The sequence below is a fragment of the Rhodoferax sp. LS1R11 genome (genome assembly GCF_056521395.1).
Window position 1 is genome coordinate 119,945 of sequence record NZ_JBWMAW010000012.1, and the last position, 17,451, is coordinate 137,395.

A 17,451-nucleotide genomic window follows, 5' to 3' on the forward strand; every position below is an offset into this window, starting at 1 on the left:
GCATGCCAAGTTTTTTTGATGGCATGCCGGGTCACTCTGTATTGAAAAGGTTCAGGCACGTTTTCGCACCTGAACGTCCACTTCCATCCCAAGAAAATCGCCCGGAAAACCATGCCATGAGCCGCTGACAGGCGAAGCAAAGCTGGCGTGCCGCGCCACCCCCACACGAATCAGGTCGGTCCCGCCGATCAGGTTATTGGTGGGGTCAAAGGGTATCCAGCCTGCGCCAGGCAGGTACACCTGTACCCACGCATGGGTGGAGCCGACACCCGTGCTTTGTTCCGTGCCACTGTCGAGCCACGGGGTGTACAAATAGCCAGAGACAAAACGTGCCGCGTAACCCAGATGCCGGATCGCTTCGATCATCAGCGTGGCAAAGTCCCGGCAGGTACCGCTTTGCAGGCGCAATGTGTCATACGGCGTCTGCACGCCGTGGTCGAACCGGGCCTGGTATTGCAGGGTGTCGCGAATGAATTGCGTCATCTCGACCAACAGCTCGCGTGTCCCGGTTGGACCATCTGTCTTGACGAATTGATCTGCCCAGGCCTGCAGCACCCCAGCGGGGTCGTCGTAATACGGAAGCAGGTAGTGCGTCAGCACCAGCCGCTCTTCATCGTCATAGGCGAACGGATATTCCTGCGCCCGCCGATTCATCGGAAAGTCGAGTGCGCGGGTGCCGGTGTGTTCGACTGAAAAAGAACACACCACCTTGAGTTCATTCGACGGACTTTGTGGCTGGACCTGCGCCACGGAGTTGGAATAGGCATCCTGGAACAGACGAATGTCTACCGGCTCGGGCGTCACCTCCATGTCGGTGGCCAGCACCCGAAGGTCATGGCTGTCACGCGGACGGAACAGCACGCGGTGCTCGTCCAGCACGACCGGCTGCGCGTAACGGTAGTGTGTGGTGTGGGTGATGTCAAAAATGACGGACACGTTGGAACTCCAAGTTTTCTATGACTGTCAGGATGCCCTTTTGGGCGCGGCCAGGCCATCAGCTACCGTCCCTTCAGCCTGTCGGCCTTGTCCTACCTCGGCGAATAGCCCTTTTGCTGCGCCACAAATCCATCAAAGGCATCCAGCAAAGGTTGAAACCGCGCCGGGCTTCCCTCCAGCTGCACCAAGGCAGCGCAGGTCGCCTCCAGTGTGGACAACTGGTCGGGGCGGTGCGCCTTGCGGATCAGGTACTGCGACGGGGGCATGTCGCGCAACGACAGTCGGGGAATTTGCTGCAGCAGAGGATTGAGAAAGAGCATCTTGCGGCTCTTGCGCCAGGTACCGTCCAGCACGATCAGGCGCAGTTGCGCAGGATCATGCAGCAAAGTCGGCGCCAGAACCGGTGGCGCCGCCATGCCCAGCGCCGCATCTTCTGGCGTGTCGGGGTACAACAAAACCACGTGTTTTGGACTGTGGGCTGGGGCATCCGGTTGCATAGGTGCCACCAGAATACGCTGCAGCGCTTGCGGGTCGAACACCTCGCCCGTCACGAGCTGGCTGAGTGGCAGGCTCAAGTGCAGCAAGCGCGCACTGCCTTTGGCGTTGTGCACCTCCAGCGGATGCTGCAGGACGACGACCTCCACCGTGTGCGCTGTGGGTGTGATCCACGGGCAAATGCAGGTGCTTTGTGGACGCAGGCATTTAGCGCAGATGGCGCGTTTGGACGGGAAGTCAGGAGGCATTGACTGATTTTAGAGAGCTGACGTGATGGAAGCCCTTTCTCTGCGCCGAACTTGCGTAAAAAAAGGGCCTCGCAGGGCCCTTCAATTGCACGTTGGTGTGCCCGTCAAATAAATCACGCCCTCTTGCGGCGACGGGCGGCTACGCCTACCACCCCAAGACCTGCCAGCAGCAAGGCCACAGTTTCAGGTTCCGGCACAGCCGTCGTCATGAACAACTGGTCTTGCGCGTTCTCGGTGTAAGCGCTGTCCCGGAACAGGTTGATGACACGAACATTGCCCAGACCGGACCATTGTCCCAAGCCCACAGCCCTTTGTGCGTTAGCCACCCAAAGCAGGGCTTGCGCGTCGCCACCCAACTCGTCTTCGGTAATCTCATCCTCCAAATACCAGATGGCATTCTGGAGCGAATTGGCGCTGTCATGTGTGCCAGCCTTGTAGGCGCTGAGGCTGTGGTTACTGTACTGGGTGAACAACCAGGCGGTCTCAGCACTCAAAGGGTCACTGGTCACGCCACCGTAACTCTTCGGATCGGCCAGGGTGGCAGTTGAGACACTTTTGACCCAGGAATCCGCCTTGTCGCTGAACCACTCCTGCTTTTCAAGACAGAAACTTTGAAAGTTGTACCCTGCATTGGGGCCTGACGTGATCGTCATGTCGAAAGGGCCCTCGTCGCCCAGGTCCATCGTGAAGTCGATTTTCAGGGTGATACCGCCAGTCACCTGTGCACTGGCCGCTTGCGCCGCGGCAAGTGCGGTAGCAAGCAATCCTGTTTTCATCCAACGCATCAACTTTGTGTTATTCATAGTACAACCTGAAAAATATGCTTTGATGATACGTGCTACCCCCTGGGACCCAAATAGTCCGAACGGACTAACGAGGCAGTCCAGACGGGGGAAAGGTCACATCTGTCAGCCCTCCGTTTGACCAGCCTGCTTCAGTAACTTGCGCACCGCCAGGTAGTTGCGGCGCTGCCCTGCGTCGGCGGCCTTCAGCAATTTGCGCAGACATTTCTTGGTATCGGTCAACAGGTAGGCGTGGATCTCGTCTTCCAGAATGGCCTCGTCGTCCGGGTAGTCGGCCTTCAGCAGGGCGCGCACGATGAGGCGGCGCGTCTTGTCCTTCAGGGCCGCCATGGCCTCGCGGCAGCGTGCGCGGTAAGCCATGTCCACCGACCAGCGGGCGTGGGCGATTTCGTGGTCCACGGTGGACGCGTCGGAGTCTTCGCAGGTGGCAATCAGGTACTGGGCACCTTGCTGCTGCACCACGGCCAGCACAGCCTCTTCCCGCCGGGTCAGGCCGTGTGGGCGAAAGAGCTGCTCGAACGCATCAACCACTTCACGCGGCACGTTGAAACCATCCCACCAGCGGAAGTAGGCGATGTCACCGTCGTCGTCGGCGTAGATGTTGATGAAGTCATCCACCGAGAAAAGCTGACCCTTGATCACCGCGTGCGGACTCTCGTAGAACTCCTCGATGCGGAACATCGAGGTGGTCAGCTCCTTCATGGTGTTGAACACGAGGTGGGTGACGCCGGGGACCGGCGTGAAGATCTGAAAACTCATGCGCCCAAGTATTGCAGATGAGCGCGATGGGCCGCTCGTCTGTCCATCACTTACCCCGCCAGCAACGCCGCATTCCCCCCGGCGGCCGTCGTGTTCACGGTGATGGTCTGCTCCGCGCAGAAGCGGTACAGGTCGTGGGGGCCACCGGCTTTGGGGCCGGTGCCGCTCAAACCTTCGCCGCCAAACGGCTGCACACCCACCACAGCACCAATCTGGTTGCGGTTGATGTAGACGTTGCCCACGTGCGCGGCTTTGGCCAGGGCTTGCGCCCGCGAGTCGATGCGGGTCTGGATGCCAATGGTCAGGCCGTAGCCCAGCGCGTTGATCTGGTCGATCACGGCCTGCGGGTCACCACTCCAGCGCACGATGTGCAGCACGGGGCCGAAGATTTCCTGCCGCATGTCGGCAATGGCCTGGACTTCAAACGCCTGGGGGGCAATCAGGTGGGGCTGCGCCGGTGGATCGCCGCGCTGCGCCTGCGATGAAGTCGCTCCTGAATTAATAGCTGCTTGCGCTTGCTGGACGGGGGCTAGCAGTGGTTTTGATTCCAAATTCAGGCGCTGCAGGTGCTTCTGGATGCCCTCAAATGCGTCCGCGTCGATCACCGGGCCGACATCGGTGGCCAGATCGGCCGGGTCGCCACTGAGCAGCTCGTGCGCCGCGCCCTGAATCATCGCGATCACGGGGTCGGCAATCTGCTTCGCGCCTTAAAATCAGCTCTCGTCAAGAGTGCGCCTAAAAAACGTAATCACGTGACGCGAAAGTCTCATCAACAGGTCTTATGTCCGCGACACCCATCACTCACTCCTTTGGTTGGACTCATGCCTGATTTTTTAGCTGCTGCTGAACGCCATCTCAATGATGGGGATTTGTTATACGAACAGTCACGTTTGCCCAACGCAGTGCAGCTTTGGGCGTACGGCGCTGAATGCACGTTAAAAGCCTTGGCGTTTAAACAAAATCATTTCGAAATTGATTCCAAAGGCAAACCTACGGCTAATTTTGGCCAGCACCTCAACCAGACAATAAAGTCTGTGCCAGACCTGCTTTCGCTGTACAACGCCGCACAAACAGGCACTTCTCAGTTGTCAGGGCCAGCAAGTGCTTTTGTGGGATGGGATATCAATGCCCGCTACGAAGACGGCTCCCAGCTACTGTCGGGCATAGCCCAATATGCGGTGGATGCACTCTGCTTTCGCCGCCTGCTTAATCAATCAATGCTCCCGGAAGGACTTTGACCATGACCGTTCGTTTTGACACCGCGTTGCGAGCACTCATTCAATGGCTCACGACCCATGCCAATTTGTTACCCCAGGAGGATTTGGTAGTCGTGCGTGACCTGCGAGGGCAAATACGCCTGATTACAAACAGTACAGAAATGACCTCCTGGACTACCGCTTGTGAAGCCGAAGTTGCCGACTTGCTCGGACTTTACAAGGCCGCCGGGCAGTTCGTTATTCCTCTCGGTCGTGACCAGGGCTTTGATTCTTTTTTTCAAGCGCCTGACGCTTACGCCTGCGAAGGGCTACCAGCCAACTGGATGGTGCTTGATCGACTGGTGACGGGCCGCGAGTGGCTGTACCCGCCAAACGCTCCCGCCAATCACCCTCCCCGATTTGTCTTTTATGGTTTGAAAGGCGGCGTGGGCCGTTCTACTGCGCTGTCAATGGTGGCGTGGCATTTGGCGCAACAGGGTAAGAAGGTCCTGGTGATCGACCTCGATCTGGAGTCTCCAGGCCTTGGCAACATGTTGTTGCCGGTGCGCCAAGACCTTGGTGAAGATGGTGACACGGCACTGCCCGGATGGCCTGATTTTGGTTTAACCGATTGGTTTGTAGAAGATGCAGTCGGCCAAGCCGACTCCGCTTTAGTGCGCGCCATGATTCAGCCCAGCCCGATGAACGTAGCTGGTCGGGGCGAAATCCTTGTGGTTCCCGCCGCAGGTGGCTTGTACGAGCAAGATTATGTGAGCAAGCTATCGAGAGCCTATGCCGACCTTCCCAACCGGGAAGGCATTGCCGAGGTTTTTGGAGACCGGCTTGCCCGCGCCATTACCCAGCTGGAAGAGCATGTCAACCCTGATGTCGTTTTATTGGACAGTCGAGCCGGGATTCACCATATTTCTGCAGTGGCATTAACCCGACTTGATGCTTTCTCTTATCTCTTTGCATCGGATAGCGCGCAAACTTGGGCCGGGTACAAAGCGCTGTTTTCGCACTGGGCCATTAAGCCTGAGACGATCAAGAGTGTCAGGAATTCATTGCGATTGGTCTCTGCCTTGACGCCTACTGCGGAGGATAAAAAGGCATTCAGGGATTCGTTTGGCGAACACGCTTTTGATGCTTTTGTGCAACTCTACGACCAAGCGCCAATGGAGGAGCCTCAGTCTGAACTTTTCAGCTTTGGGCCCTTTCAAGATGATGCGCCTCATCGCCCAATTTGTATTTGGTATGACCGTGTGTACGGCAACTTTGCCCCTCTTAAACATACGCTACAACTAGATGCAGGAAATGCCAAACAAGCCTTTGAAGAATTGTTCGCCAGTATCGAAAGCGATTTGCAACCGGAGACAGGGACATGAAGCCTTCAGATATCAGAAATCTTTTCGAGAAGGCTTTACCTGAGGCCGCCCACGCAGAAACAATGCCGCCTGAGCCGGGGCAAATGTACATGCCCTCCGGTCATTACAAGGCCATTGCGCTAGATCGACCGCTGGTTGTCGGTGATCGTGGTGCTGGGAAAAGCTTTTGGCTAAAGACCTTGGTTGATCCTGTCCGGCGTGAACTAATTGCGAATGTTTTTGACTTTCCTTCTTTGTTATCTTGCGAGGTAACGACGGGCTTTGATCCCTACACGACGGGAAATTACCCAACCCACAGAGAATTTGCGACCCTGATTCAAGCTGGGGTTGAGCCCACGGATATCTGGCATACCGTGATCGTTCAGGCGTTCCTACCTAACATCATCCCGGCTGAAACAGTCACATGGGCCAGCAAGGTTGAGTGGATAAATATGCAATCCGAGGTGGTGGCCAAGCAACTACACATCAGAAATGCAGCCTTGGCCGCCGAAGGAAAAAGCCTATTAATCGCGTTTGATGGATTAGACCTCCTCGCCAATAAGTGGAAGTCCACCATCCTTTTGGTACGTGGGCTACTGCAAACACAGTTGGACTTTTCCAAATATTCCCACTTGCGTACCAAAGCATTTATTCGCCCCGATTTGTTTGCTGATTCAGAAGTCCGACGTTTCCCAGACGCATCCAAACTGGTGTCGCTTGCCGTCAAGCTGGAATGGGACACCATCGATCTTTATGGCCTGATGTGGCAGTACTTGGCGAATTCCAGCGACACAAAGGCCAGCGCAGCATTTCGGCGATTTTGCGAAGAATCAGAGTTCTTCAAGTGGTCACCCAGTGGCGGCGATCTGTTTTTCTTGAGCGAAGAAACTAAACACAATGAATCAAGACAAGAGGCGCTGTTTCACAAACTTGCCGGAAAAACAATGGGGGGAGCAAGAAGCGGAAACACCTGGACCTGGCTGCCCAATCACCTAAGCGATGCACATGGTTACACCAGTCCACGCAGCTTCTTGGTCGCCCTGCGATCCGCTGCCGTAGATTCAAAGACACGAACTTTTGTTGGTCCTGAATACGCACTGCATACAGCATCCATTAAAGAGGGCGTATCCAGTGCGTCAGAAGTCAGGCGCACTCAATTGGCAGAAAACTTCCCCTGGATTCAAGACATCTTTGACCCCCTTAAAGGGTTGGCGCTGCCTGCCAAGCGGCAAGACGTTGTGAATCTATGGGGAAAGGCCAACACGCTCGCCGCCTTGCACAACTCGCATAACGACGTCCCATTGCCAGAGAAAATTTCAGAAAGTGACCCCAGCTCTATTCTTCTTGCACTGGAGCAGTTGGGTTTATGTCGCATGTTGGATGATGGTCGGGTTGATTTCCCCGACATCGTGCGCGTGAATGCAGGAATGACCCGCAAAGGTGGCGTACCCGTTCGACGGTAACAACCGCGATCAAACCCTTGAGGCTCACCCCGCCAGCAACGCCGCATTACCCCCGGCGGCCGTCGTATTCACCGTGATCGTCTGCTCCGCGCAGAAGCGGTACAAATAGTGCGGGCCACCGGCTTTGGGGCCGGTGCCGCTCAAACCTTCGCCGCCAAACGGCTGCACACCGACCACGGCACCAATCTGGTTGCGGTTGATGTAGACGTTGCCCACATGCGCGGCTTTGGCCAGGGCTTGCGCCCGGGAGTCAATGCGGGTCTGGATGCCGATGGTCAGGCCGTAGCCCAGCGCGTTGATCTGGTCGATCACGGCCTGCGGGTCACCGTTCCAGCGCACGATGTGCAGCACGGGGCCGAAGATTTCCTGCTGCATGTCGGCAATGGCCTTGACTTCAAAAGCCTGGGGCGTCACCATGTTTGCTATTGTTTTAATAGCTTCTTGCGCATGATGGACGGGGGCTAGAAGCTGTTTTGCCTCTGAGTTCAGGCGCTGAATGTGTTGATTGATGCCCTCGAAGGCCTCGGTGTCGATGACCGGGCCCACATCGGTGGCCAGGTCGGCGGGGTCACCGATGACCAACTCCTGCGCCGCGCCCTGGATCATCTCGATCACATGGTCGGCAATGCGCTCATGCAGACACAGCAGACGCAGCGCCGAGCAGCGCTGGCCGGCGCTGCGGAAGGCGCTTTGCACCACGGCGTCGCTCACCTGCTCGGGCAGCGCGGTGCTGTCCACCAGCATGGCATTGATGCCACCGGTTTCGGCAATCAGCGGCACGATCACGCCATCTTTGGCGGCCAGGGCCCGGTTGATGATCTTGGCCACCTGGGTGGAGCCGGTGAACACGACACCGGCCACGCCGGGCGCTGCAACCAGCGCGGCACCGACGGTTTCACCGGGGCCGTGCAGCAATTGCAGGGCGCCTTCAGGTACGCCCGCCGCGTGGAACAGCTTGACGGCCTCCAACGCCACGCCGGGCGTTTGCTCGGCCGGTTTGGCCAGCACGGTGTTGCCGGTGGCGAGTGCCGCGGCCACTTGCCCGGCAAAAATGGCCAGCGGAAAGTTCCACGGGCTGATGCAGACCCACGGGCCACGCGCAATCAGGCGCAGCTCGTTCGATTCACCCGTGGGACCGGGCATGGCGATTGGGGCCATGATGCGCTCGGCCTCATTGGCGTAGTAGCGCATGAAGTCGACCGCCTCGCGCACTTCGCTGACGGCGTCGCCCCAGGTCTTGAAGGCTTCCTTGACCAGCAGGGCACAAAACTTGGGCAGTTGGTTTTCCAGCTCATCGGCGGCGCGGCGCAAGATGGCGGCGCGCTCCGCCACCGCCACTTTGCTCCACTTTTTATAGCTGCTCACGCTCATATCCAGGGCGCTGGAGGCCAATTTGGCATCAAACACCGGCACCACGGGCACTTGCACGGTGTGCAAGGCGGCCAGCAGGGGCTGGCGCATGGTGGGCACGGTCAGGTCCAGGCCAGCGCTGTTTTTGCGCACGGGGCCAAAGAGTTCGAGCGGCAGGGGCAAGGACGTCTCTGGCTCCAGGCGCAGGGGTGAAATCAGCAGCTCCTGCATGCCGACCGACTCGTCGGCCAGCTGGTGCACAAACGACGAGTTGGCGCCGTTCTCCAGCAGGCGGCGCACCAGGTAGGCCAGCAGGTCTTTGTGCGCACCAACCGGGGCATAGACGCGGCAAGCAATCAGCGGGTTCTTCAGCACCTCGCGGTACACGCCCTCGCCCATGCCGTGCAGGCGCTGCAGCTCAAACGGCGCGCCGCTCTTGGCGCCCATTTGCAGGATGGCGGCGATGGTGGCCGCGTTGTGCGTGGCGAACTGGGGGTAAATGGCGTCGGGCGCGTCCAGCAGCACCTTGGCGCAGGCCAGGTAGGACACGTCGGTGTGGTGCTTGTGCGTGAACACGGGGTAGGCGGGCAAGCCCATCTCCTGCGCACGCTTGATCTCGGCATCCCAGTACGCGCCTTTGACCAGGCGGCACATCAGGCGGATTTTGTATTTGCGGGCCAGACCCGTGACGTGCTCGATCAGCTCCAGCGCGCGGGTCTGGTAGGCCTGCATGGCCAGGCCAAAGCCGGTCCACTGCGGGTAGTGCTGCGCCACCTGGGCGGCCAGTGCTTCCAGCACCTCCAGCGACAACTCCAGGCGGTCCACCTCTTCGGCATCGATGGTCAGGTTGATGTTGGCCCGGGCCGCCTGCTCGCACAGGCCCCACACACGCGGCACCAGCTCGGTCATGACGCGGGACATTTGCGCGTCTTCGTAGCGTGGGTGGAGCGCGCTGAGCTTGATGGAAATACCATCATTTAGCTCGCAAGCCCCCGTGGTACTTGCACCTTTAGCTATGGATTGAATAGCATTCTGGTAACTGGCCAGGTATTTCAGCGCATCGGCATCGGTACGGGCGCCCTCGCCCAGCATGTCATAGCTGTAGCGCAGGTTCTTGATCTTGCGTTTGGCCGATGCCGCCTCATCCATCGCCTCGCCAATGGTCTGGCCCAGCACAAACTGACGGCCCAGCAACTGCACGGCGCGCAGCGTGGCGGCCACCACCGAGCGGGCGCCGAGCTTGGCGAAGATGCCGGTGGGCGCTTCGCTGTCAGGCAAAAATTTCTTGCTCATGGAAATGGCGGTGCTGCTCAGGCGCGCCAGCGTTTTGTCGCCCGCGCTGTCAAAGTCGGCGCGGCCCAGCTGGTCGGCGGTGAGGGCAATGGCGGTCTCGGCATCGGGCACGCGCAAAAGGGCCTCGGCCAGACGCATCAGGGCCAGGCCCTCGGCGCTGGAAATGGGGTATTCCTTGAGCAGGCTTTCCATCGCCCAGAATGGCGGCGGGTTCTGGCGCACGGCATGCACCCAGGGCGTGGCCACTTTGGCCACCGCCGCCCAGTCCAGCGCGCTGGCCAGCGAGCCCAGACGTTGGGAGACGGTTTGGGCTTCGGGGCGGTAAGGGAACGGCAGGCGTTGGGTATTGAGCACGGTGGACATGGGGCGACTCCAGGAATTATTTATTAATCCGCTATGTTCCAGCTTTTTCATACAAATATTTCACTAATTTTTTTATCATTGGCAGTTAAATATTCAATCAAATCGAAAAACTATTAGACCGGCCGGGTTGCCCCAGGCGCTGAATTCACCTCACCCGTCTTTTACACGGTGCAGCCAACCTTTGCGACCTGAACCAGGTCAACGCATGGTTCACAATATCCGGCAATACCCGACGGCCCGTTTCCTTCATCGCTCCACTGCCATGCACACTTTCTCATTGGATCGACACTTTTGGTCAACCCGCACGCTGTGGTGCACGCTGGCGCTTATGTGGTCATTGATTCATGGCGCTACGGCAATGGGGCAAGCGCGCGAGGTTCGGGTGGGCGTGTACCAGAACGAGCCCAAATTATTTTTGGGATCCAACGGACAACCCACCGGGATCTTGGGCGACTTGCTGGTGGAAATGGCACAACGTGAAAACTGGACGCTTCGCCCCACGCCCTGTGAATGGCAGGCTTGCCTGGACGCGTTGCAGGCGGGCACCATTGACCTCATGCCCGACGTGGCCTATAGCGAGCAGCGCGCACGGCTTTTTGATCTGCACCAGACCCCTGCGTTGCTGAGTTGGTCGCAACTTTACAAACACAGTGGCACGCCGATCAACTCGGCACTGGATTTGAAAGGCAAGCGCATTGCCGTGCTGGCAGGCTCCATTCAGCAGGAGTACCTGAAGAACCTGCTGGCAGGCTTTGGCATGCAGGCGGAGTTGGTTCCGGTCCAGTCGCTCAACGAGGGGTTTGAGAAAGTCGCCGAGGGCACCGTGGACGCCGCCGCCGCCAATCGTTTCTTTGGCGATCTGCACAGCGCCAGGTTCAAGCTAGAGCCCACGTCCATCCTGTTTCAGCCATCACAACTTTTTTACGCCGCAGGCAAAGGACGTAATGCGGACCTGTTGTCTGCGATCGACCACCACCTGAGCGAATGGCAGTCACAGCCCGATTCGAAATATTTCACGGTGCTCAACCGCTGGATGGAAGCCCCACCGCAATTTGTCATCCCCTTGTATGTGCATTGGGGCTTGGGCGCACTGGCGCTGATGTTGGCACTGGCCTTGGGGGTCGGGGCCTATCTGCGGCGTGAAGTGGACGCAAAGACCCGGCGGCTGCAAGCCAGCGAAGACCGGCTGAACACCATCCTCAACAGCGTGGACGCCTACATTTACATCAAGGACAGCAGCCTGTGCTACCAATATGCAAATCGCAAAGTCTGCGAGTTGTTTGGTCGCACCCTGGAGCAGATAACCGGGCAAACCGACAGCGCATTCTTTGATGCCGCAACCACCAACAACCTGCGTAACAACGACATGCGCGTGCTTGCGCACGGCGAGCGGGTCGAGGAAGAAGAAACCAACCGCAGCGTGGACGGCTCGGTCACGCACACCTACCTGTCCGTCAAATTGCCCCTGCGCCGCCCTGATGGCTCCATCTACGCGCTGTGTGGCATTTCCACCGACATCAGCAAACACAAGTTGGCCGAAGAGGCCATCCATCGGCTTGCTTTTTACGACCCCCTGACCAAGCTGCCCAACCGGCGCTTCCTCATGGAACGCGTGCAGCAGACCTTGGCGGCGCAGGAACGAGATCACAAGGAGGGCGCGCTGCTGTTCATTGATGTAGACAACTTCAAGGACCTCAACGACACACTGGGCCATGACATGGGCGACCAGCTGTTGTGCCAGATAGCCGCCCGCCTGAGCACCTGCACCCGAGCGCAAGACACCCTGGCGCGCCAGGGGGGCGATGAGTTTGTGGTGATGCTGCAAGGCCTCAGCCCGCTTCCGGAAGAAGCGGTGCAGCAGGCCCAGCTGGTCGCGCAAAAAATACTGACAAAACTCAGCGAACCCTACCAGCTTGAAACCCAGCGCTACCAAACCAGTGTGAGCATTGGCATTGCCATGTTCTGCGGCCCCCACCAGTCCAGTCGGGACGAATTGCTCAAACAAGCCGACCTCGCCATGTACCAGGCCAAAGGCGATGGGCGCAACATGTTGCGCTTTTTCAACACCGAGATGCAGGCCCAGGCGACCGCACGCATGGCGCTGGAAACAGATTTGCACCGGGCTCTGGCGGCCTCCGAATTCCTGCTTTACTACCAGCCGCAGGTGGACAGTGCCGGACAGTGCCTGGGCATGGAAGCCCTGGTCCGCTGGCAACATCCACAACGAGGCCTGGTGTCTCCGATGGAGTTCATCCCGGTGGCGGAGTCTTCGGGTTTGATCCTGCCGCTGGGGCAATGGATATTGAAAGAGGCCTGCCGCCAGTTACGCGTCTGGTCTGCGACACCCGACAAAGCGGGTTACACCATTGCGGTGAATGTCAGCGCTCGCCAGTTTCGCCAGCCCGATTTTGTTCAGGAGGTGCAACATGCGCTCCTTGACGCGGGCGCCAACCCGCTGTGCCTGGCGCTGGAGTTGACCGAGAGTCAACTGCTCGATGACGTGGAGAGTGTCATCGCCAAAATGGGCGCGCTCAAAGCGCTGGGTGTGCGCTTCTCACTGGATGACTTTGGCACGGGCTATTCATCGCTGAGCATGCTCAAACGCCTGCCGCTGGACCAACTCAAGATTGACCAGTCTTTTGTACGCGACATGCTGAGCGATCCGCAAGACGCCAGCATCATCAAGGCGATTGTTTCGCTGGGTGACAGCCTGGACCTGCGCGTGATCGCCGAAGGCGTGGAAACACCCGCCCAGCGGGACGCTCTGGCGGGCTTGGGCTGCAACAAATATCAGGGCTACCTGTTTGGTCGACCGGCACCTGCAACCCCATAGACGCCGCCTGCTAACCTACCGCCCATGCAAGACGTGTACAAGACTCCCCTGTGTTTGCCGCTGACTGAAGCCCTGGTATCGGCGCTCGCCAAAATGACGGCGGCCATTGGCACGGGCGGCTGGTTTGACGCAGTTCTGGATTTGCTGGGCTCGGTCTGCGCGGTGGATTCGGGCGGCGTCATGGTGTTCCACCGGCATCAGCGGCCACGCCGCATCGTGCACCGTTTCAACCCACAGGAACGCACCCTGCCGGAAGATGCATTTTTGTCAGGCCCGTATGCGCTGGACCCCAACTACCAGCTGTTTTTGCAGGGCTGCCCCAGCGGCGTGTACTGGTTGCGCGACATTGCGCCCGACGACTTTTACGAAAGCGAGTACTACCGGGTGTTTTACTCACAGATCGGTCTGTCCGATTCGATCGACCTGCTGTGGCGAATCAATGACGACAGCGCGCTGAACATTTTCATTGAGCGCAGCATTCGCCACGCGCAGTTCCAGGCCACCGACATGGTCGTCATCCATACCCTGATGCCGCTGGTCATTGCATCAGCGGCCAGACACCATGAGCTGACGATGGCCGCCAACGGGCGTGACACCGACAACCTCACGCACCGCAAGGTCCAAAGCACGATTGAGAATTTTGCCAGCTCGCTACTCACCAAGCGCGAGCGTGAGGTGCTGTTCTACATGATCAGCGGTTACTCGTCAGCGCTGACGGCGGAGCGCTTGCACACGTCTGAAGGCACCATCAAGATTCACCGCAAGAGCATTCACCGCAAGCTCGACATTGGTTCACAAGCAGAGTTGTTTTCGCTCTTCATCAATTGCATTCCGTTTGCAGTGCCTGACGAAGCTGCCGACCCGCTGCAAACCTACCAAAGCGCCCCGGCCACCAGCAGGACCGCGTCGTTGCTGGTGGCGGGACCCGCGCGCACCTGACGATGCGCCACACGGCTTATTTGCCGTACACGTCGATATCGAAATACTTGTCGGCGATCTTTTTGTAGGTGCCGTTGGTGTGCACGGTCTTGAGCGCGGCATTGAATTCGGTCTTCAGCTTGGTGTCCGACTTGCGCATGGCGGCTCCCGTGCCGTAGCCCAGAATCACCTGATCATTGAGTTCATACGGCGAGAACTCAAAACCCTTGCCTTCGGGCTTGGCCAGGAAACCCAATTTCATTTCCACCAGATTACCCACGATGGCGTCGGTGCGGCCGGAGACGATGTCCAGATACGACTCTTGCGTGGATTCGTACCGTTGCACGGTGGCGCCCGCTTTGGCGTAGTACTTGTCAGCAAAGTCGGCTTCGGTGGAACCCTTCAACACACCCACTTTTTTGCCCTTGAGTGACTTGGGCGAACCATCCAGGCCGCTGCCGCGCTTGACAATCACGCGGTAAGGAATGTCAGTGATCTTGTCGCTGAAGGCCACGGTCTTTTTGCGCTGGTCGGTGACGGTCATGCCGGAGATGATCATGTCGTATTTTTTGGCCAGCAGGGAAGGCACGATGCCATCCCACGGGGACTCCACGAACACGCAGGTGCGTTTCATTTCGGCACAAATCGCGTTGGCGAGATCAACCTCGAAGCCCACCAGCTTGCCATCCGGCGCCTTGTATTCAAACGGCTCGTAAGTGGCATCGGTGCCGATGCGCAACTCCTTCAAGTCAGCCGCCTGGGCAGACACGGCACACGCCAAACCAACGATAGCGAACAGGTATTTCAGTTTCATTGTTTATTCCTTGCAAATTTCGAGCCGTAAGGCCCATGGGATTTGTCATGCAACCGGCATGCCAGAACAAGAATAAACGGATTCCCCGCCAAGAAGCACACCTCTACCCCCAAAGGGATAGCCCTCATTTTGAGGCTCACCAGGGCCACTTCGTCCTCCTATCCCTTGGGTTCCCACACCGAAAAATGCGCGCTTTTTCGCCTTCAGCGGCGGGAGATTTGTTTTATTCTCAGCGCTGCCAAAGCCTTTGGCCCGCATGCGACTGTGCGATGACAGCCTGCTTTTTTGAATGTGAGTATCCATGCACCAGCTCCGTAAACCTTATCTGTTGTTCCTGGCCGATGCCCAGCTCAAATCCGACGCCAAGACCGCCTTTGGCCTGCGCGACTGGTGTGCCGGTGACGTGCTCGGCGAATGGAGTCTTCCCGCTGCCACGGTCACGCTGGGCCTGACCCGCATGGCCCCCGCCGAGGCGGCCCGGCAAGGCGCCGGCTCCCTCGTGATTGGCGTGGCCGCCGTCGGTGGCGTGCTGCCCGACCACTGGCTGCCCGCCCTGGAGGCGGCGCTGGACGCGGGCCTGGATGTGGTCAGTGGTCAGCACTCCCGCCTCACGTCTTTCCCCAGCCTGGTGCAGGCCGCGCAGCGCAGTGGAGCCCGCCTCATTGATGTGCGCCACTCTGACAAAGCCTTTCCCGCCGGAACGGGGCGCAAACGCACGGGCCTGCGCGTGCTGACCGTCGGCACCGACTGCGCACTGGGCAAAAAATACACCGCGCTGGCGTTGACCACGGCGCTGCGGGCCCAAGGAGCCCAAGCCACGTTCCGCGCCACCGGACAAACCGGCGTGATGATCGCGGGTGAAGGGGTGGCCATCGACGCGGTGATTTCAGACTTTGTAGCAGGAGCTGCCGAACAACTGTCGCCCGACAACACCCCCCACCACTGGGATGTGATTGAGGGCCAGGGTGCCTTGTTTCACCCGGCCTATGCGGGCGTTACCCTGGGGCTACTGCATGGCTCGCAGCCTGACGCACTGGTGCTGTGCCATGACCCGGCGCGCGACACGATTGAGGGTTATCCGGACTTCCCGATTCCAGATTTGCAGGAAGCGATCAGGCGCTACGTGGAGGCCGGGCAACTGACCAACCGCGCCGTGCGTTGCGTGGGTGTCAGCATCAACTCATCCAGCCTGTCCGATGCCGAGTGGGCCAGCTACGCCACACGCATCAGCGCCGAGCTGAAGCTGCCCGTGGTGGACCCCATGCGTGGCGGTGTGGACGCGATTGCCAAGGCCTTGCTCGCACCATGATCCGCTGTCAGACCCGCATTGAACACTGGGAGATGACCGAGCCGTTTGAAATTGCGCGCGAAATCATCACCGACCAGCCCGTGCTGCTGCTCAGCTTGAGTGACGGTCAGGGTCACACCGGTGTTGCCGAAGCCGCTGGGGTCGACTACGACGGTGAAACACCACAGAGCATGGCCGACCAGATTGCCCGCGTATTGCCTCAGTTGCACGACGGCATCACGGGACCGGACTTGCTGCATCTCCTGCCCGCCGGCGGCGCGCGCAATGCACTGGACTGCGCCTTGTGGGACCTGCGCGCCAAGCAAAGCGGCACGCCGGTGTGGCAGGCCGCCGGGCTCTCACCGTTGAAGCCGGTCACAACCGCGTTCACCATCGGTCTCGGTGATGAAGCTACGACCCGCCGCAAGGCCAGAGAGGCCCGGCACTTTCCGCTGCTCAAGCTCAAGGTGGATGCCCAGCGCCACCTGGACGTGGTGCGCATGGTGCGTGAAGAGCACCCCGGCGTGCGACTGGTGGTGGACGCGAATCAGGCCTGGTCGCTGGACCTATTGAAAGACCTGCTGCCTCAACTGGCACAGGCCGGTGTGGAGTTGGTGGAGCAGCCGCTGGCCCGGGGCAAGGACCATGAACTGGAGGGCCTGCGGTCGCCGATTCCCCTGGCGGCAGATGAGTCGTGCACCGACCGCTCGTCGCTGGCCAACCTGATGGGACGCTACCAGTTCATCAACATCAAGCTCGACAAATGTGGTGGCTTGACCGAAGGGCTGGCACTGGCGGCAGAAGCCACGCGGCACAGCCTGGGCTTGATGGTGGGCAATATGTGCGGCACCTCGCTGGCCATGGCGCCAGCCTTCTTGCTGGCACAAAACTGCCGCTATGTGGACCTGGACGGGCCCCTGCTGCAAAAGCTGGACCGGGCCACGCCACTGGTCTACCACGAGGGTGTGATTCAGCCGCCTGACGCGGCGCTGTGGGGCTAACGCACACGCGCCCAACCGGGCGCGTTTTTGGCTCTACTTGAGACTACCCGACAAAAACTGCGCCAACCGCTCACTCTTCGGGTTCTTCAGCACCTCAGCCGGGTTGCCCTCCTCCTCCACCAGCCCCTTGTGCAGAAAGATCAGGTGGTTGGCCACCTCCCGGGCAAAGCCCATCTCATGCGTCACCACCACCATCGTGCGGCCTTCCAACGCCAGCGTCTTCATGACTTTCAGCACCTCGGAGACCAGCTCCGGGTCCAGCGCACTGGTGGGTTCGTCAAACAGCATCACCTCGGGCTCCATCGCCAGCGAGCGGGCAATCGCCAC

At 59.3% G+C, this 17,451-nt stretch carries 14 protein-coding genes and 1 pseudogene; 7 read left to right on the forward strand and 8 right to left on the reverse strand.

The annotated features are described in order from the left end of the window. Nucleotides 1-51 precede the first annotated feature (51 nt). The 5 genes and pseudogenes from AC097N_RS15005 to AC097N_RS15025 form a co-directional block, all read right to left on the reverse strand. Nucleotides 52-936 carry a transglutaminase family protein gene (locus AC097N_RS15005; RefSeq protein ID WP_479582289.1) on the reverse strand — a complete coding sequence of 295 codons (885 nt, stop codon included), beginning with the start codon at nt 934-936 and terminating at the stop codon, nt 52-54. 92 nt (nt 937-1,028) lie between these two features. Further along, complete coding sequence (locus AC097N_RS15010; protein WP_479582291.1) at nt 1,029-1,679, reverse strand: tRNA-uridine aminocarboxypropyltransferase; 651 nt, start codon at nt 1,677-1,679, stop codon at nt 1,029-1,031. A gap of 113 nt (nt 1,680-1,792) precedes the next feature. After that, entirely contained in the window at nt 1,793-2,455 is a 663-nt protein-coding gene (locus AC097N_RS15015; protein WP_479582293.1) for a PEP-CTERM sorting domain-containing protein, read from the reverse strand. A gap of 132 nt (nt 2,456-2,587) precedes the next feature. Further along, a complete protein-coding gene (locus tag AC097N_RS15020; protein WP_479582295.1) occupies nt 2,588-3,241 on the reverse strand; it encodes a hypothetical protein in 654 nt (217 codons plus the stop codon). A 50-nt stretch (nt 3,242-3,291) separates the two neighbouring features. After that, a pseudogene (locus AC097N_RS15025) lies at nt 3,292-3,936 on the reverse strand (aldehyde dehydrogenase family protein); the annotation flags it as partial. 126 nt (nt 3,937-4,062) lie between these two features. Between AC097N_RS15025 and AC097N_RS15030 the strand changes: the two are divergent. Genes AC097N_RS15030 through AC097N_RS15040 form a run of 3 tightly spaced genes read left to right on the forward strand, consistent with a single transcriptional unit; the run spans nt 4,063 to nt 7,264 of the window. After that, nucleotides 4,063-4,479 carry a hypothetical protein gene (locus AC097N_RS15030; RefSeq protein ID WP_479582297.1) on the forward strand — a complete coding sequence of 139 codons (417 nt, stop codon included), beginning with the start codon at nt 4,063-4,065 and terminating at the stop codon, nt 4,477-4,479. 2 nt (nt 4,480-4,481) lie between these two features. Further along, a complete protein-coding gene (locus tag AC097N_RS15035) occupies nt 4,482-5,822 on the forward strand; it encodes a ParA family protein (protein WP_479582298.1) in 1,341 nt (446 codons plus the stop codon). Then, nucleotides 5,819-7,264, forward strand: a complete 1,446-nt coding sequence (locus tag AC097N_RS15040; protein ID WP_479582300.1) for a hypothetical protein — start codon at nt 5,819-5,821, stop codon at nt 7,262-7,264. The genes AC097N_RS15035 and AC097N_RS15040 overlap by 4 nt, the downstream gene beginning before the upstream one ends. 24 nt (nt 7,265-7,288) lie before the next feature. Here the strand turns inward: AC097N_RS15040 and AC097N_RS15045 are convergent, their stop codons facing one another. Continuing rightward, entirely contained in the window at nt 7,289-10,270 is a 2,982-nt protein-coding gene (locus tag AC097N_RS15045) for an L-glutamate gamma-semialdehyde dehydrogenase (protein ID WP_479582303.1), read from the reverse strand. Nucleotides 10,271-10,475: 205 nt separating this feature from the next. Between AC097N_RS15045 and AC097N_RS15050 the strand changes: the two genes are divergently transcribed. Both AC097N_RS15050 and AC097N_RS15055 read left to right on the forward strand, forming a co-directional pair. Further along, nucleotides 10,476-13,103 (forward strand): EAL domain-containing protein, encoded by a 2,628-nt coding sequence (locus AC097N_RS15050; RefSeq protein ID WP_479582305.1) that lies wholly within the window; start codon nt 10,476-10,478, stop codon nt 13,101-13,103. A 24-nt stretch (nt 13,104-13,127) separates the two neighbouring features. After that, nucleotides 13,128-14,042, forward strand: a complete 915-nt coding sequence (locus AC097N_RS15055) for a helix-turn-helix transcriptional regulator (RefSeq protein ID WP_479582307.1) — start codon at nt 13,128-13,130, stop codon at nt 14,040-14,042. Between the two features lie 16 nt (nt 14,043-14,058). On the opposite strand, the gene AC097N_RS15060 is transcribed toward AC097N_RS15055, so the two are convergent. Further along, nucleotides 14,059-14,835: a transporter substrate-binding domain-containing protein gene (locus tag AC097N_RS15060; protein ID WP_479582309.1), complete on the reverse strand. Its 777-nt coding sequence runs from the start codon at nt 14,833-14,835 to the stop codon at nt 14,059-14,061. A gap of 301 nt (nt 14,836-15,136) precedes the next feature. On the opposite strand from AC097N_RS15060, the gene AC097N_RS15065 reads away from it, so the two are divergent. Both AC097N_RS15065 and dgcA read left to right on the forward strand, forming a co-directional pair. After that, nucleotides 15,137-16,144 carry an N-acetyltransferase DgcN family protein gene (locus AC097N_RS15065; RefSeq protein ID WP_479582311.1) on the forward strand — a complete coding sequence of 336 codons (1,008 nt, stop codon included), beginning with the start codon at nt 15,137-15,139 and terminating at the stop codon, nt 16,142-16,144. After that, nucleotides 16,141-17,124, forward strand: a complete 984-nt coding sequence (gene dgcA / locus AC097N_RS15070; RefSeq protein ID WP_479582313.1) for an N-acetyl-D-Glu racemase DgcA — start codon at nt 16,141-16,143, stop codon at nt 17,122-17,124. Before AC097N_RS15065 ends, dgcA begins: the two co-directional genes overlap by 4 nt. 33 nt (nt 17,125-17,157) lie before the next feature. On the opposite strand, the gene AC097N_RS15075 is transcribed toward dgcA, so the two are convergent. After that, nucleotides 17,158-17,451, reverse strand: a 294-nt coding sequence (locus tag AC097N_RS15075; protein WP_479582315.1) for an AAA family ATPase, incomplete at its 5' end; no start/stop codon positions are given.